General features: G+C 70.8%; 2 protein-coding genes and 1 pseudogene. All 3 read left to right on the plus strand.

Annotated features, from left to right (window positions below; genetic code table 11):
* Positions 1–188, plus strand: a pseudogene (locus MJ783_RS18495) (hypothetical protein); the annotation flags it as partial.
* A gap of 231 nt (positions 189–419) precedes the next feature.
* Entirely contained in the window at positions 420–647 is a 228-nt protein-coding gene (locus tag MJ783_RS18500) for a hypothetical protein (RefSeq protein WP_239311988.1), read from the plus strand.
* Between the two features lie 165 nt (positions 648–812).
* On the plus strand, positions 813–1,841 hold the full coding sequence (gene argC, locus MJ783_RS18505; protein ID WP_239312007.1) for an N-acetyl-gamma-glutamyl-phosphate reductase: 1,029 nt from the start codon (positions 813–815) through the stop codon (positions 1,839–1,841).
* Positions 1,842–1,896 lie beyond the last annotated feature (55 nt).

Here is a 1,896-nt window from a genome sequence, read left to right on the forward strand (position 1 = left end):
GGGTCGAGGGGCGTGCCGAGGGGCGTGCCGAGGGTCGTGTCGAGACCCTTGTCCAGCAGCTGATGCTCAAGTTCGGCCCGCTTCCCGAGACGCTGCTGACCACCGTGCGCAACGCCTCCGCTGATCAGCTGCGGACCTGGACCGTCCGCGTTCTGACCGCCGACACCCTCGACCAGCTCTTCGGCTAGCCGGCAGGCGCATCTGGAGGCCGGTCCCTCGATCGTCGCGTATCGCGAGCCAGCCATCGAGGTCGCTCATGCGACCATGAAAGACGGGCCGTCGGCTCGGCTGGCGGTCGTGGCGACCGCGACCGCGGTCCCGCCGCCCGGACAGGCCGAAGAATGGTCCCATGTCACGGTCACCCGGGTGCCGACAGAGGCCGAGGCGCGGCCACCCCGAAGCACGCCTCCGGGCTGGACATGATCGAGCAGTGGTTCGGTGTCCTGACCCGTCGACTGGTGCGCTGTGGCGACTTCGCTTCCCGTGAGGACCTCGAGGCACAGATCACCGAGCTGGCGGTGCGGGCCCACCAGCCTGCGGCCCGTGCCGACCCGAACCAGTGGATGACCTCTATGGGCAGGCGCGCCGAGGTGTCGAGCCGCACGACTGCGTACAGCGCGCTCTCGGCATCGGAGCATCCGCCATGACGCTGGCGGCTGCCTGCCCCGGCAGGCATGCGGTCGCTGTGAGCTATTCGCGTACTGGCAGCTCGCCCGGCGTTGCGGGACGGGCGGTCGTCTCCGTGCGGCGGGCCGGGAACGGCTGCTGACATGCTTGCATGATCATGATGATGTGTGTATAAGTTTTCAGTCATGGGGATGACAGCGGCGTTGGCGGGAGCGAGTGGTTACGCGGGTGGGGAGCTGCTGCGCCTGCTGCTCGGGCATCCGGAGATCGAGATCGGCCCACTGGCGGCGGGTTCGTCGGCCGGGCAGGACGTCACCGACGTCCATCCGCATCTCCCCGATCTCACCGGCCGGGTCTTCGCCGACGTGTCGGCTCTTGCCAGCGTCGACGCCGACATTGTGTTTCTTGCGCTCCCGCACGGCAGGTCCGGCGCTGTCGCGGCGACACTGCCGGATGGCGTCCGCGTGGTCGATCTCGGAGCGGACCACCGGCTCGCCGACGCCGAGGCCTGGCTGCGGGTCTACGGCGGCGACCATGCGGGAACCTGGACGTACGGGATGCCGGAACTGCCCGGCGCACGGGCGGCGATCCGTGCCAGCACCCGCGTCGCGGCCCCGGGCTGTTTTCCCACCGCGGTCACGCTCGCCCTCGCGCCGCTGCTGGGCGCGGGCTTGGTCGACACCGAGGACATCGTGGTGGTGGCGGCCAGTGGCACCTCGGGCGCGGGACGGTCGGTCAAGGCGAACCTGCTCGGCAGCGAGGTCATGAATGACCTGACCGCTTACCGGGTCGGACGCCACCAGCACCGCCCGGAGATCCTCCAGGCGCTGCGCGGTCTGGTGCACACGCCCGTGTCCATGTCGTTCACGACGGTCCTGGCGCCGACACCGCGCGGCATCCTCGCCACCTGTACCGCTCGGCTCGGCTCGGCGGTCACCACCGATATGCTCCGCGACGCCTTGGACGCGGCTTACACGGGCGAGCCCTTCGTCCGGGTCCTGCCGCCGGGGCGCTGGCCCCGCACCGCGGCGACGCTGGGCGGCAACGCCGTCCACCTGCAGGTCGCCGCCGATCACGAGAGCGGGCGGGCGGTGGTTGTCGCTGCCGTCGACAACCTGTGCAAGGGCGCTGCCGGCCAGGCGCTGCAGTGCGCGAACCTCATGCTCGGCCTGCCGGAGACCAGCGGCCTTACATCGTCGGGCATCGCGCCGTAACCTGCCGGCCCCTAACCTCCTCGGCTCCTGCCCCTCGACCTCCGACCGGCTGGCC

The sequence above is a fragment of the Protofrankia sp. Cj3 genome (assembly GCF_917627355.1).
GTDB lineage: Bacteria > Actinomycetota > Actinomycetes > Frankiales > Frankiaceae > Protofrankia.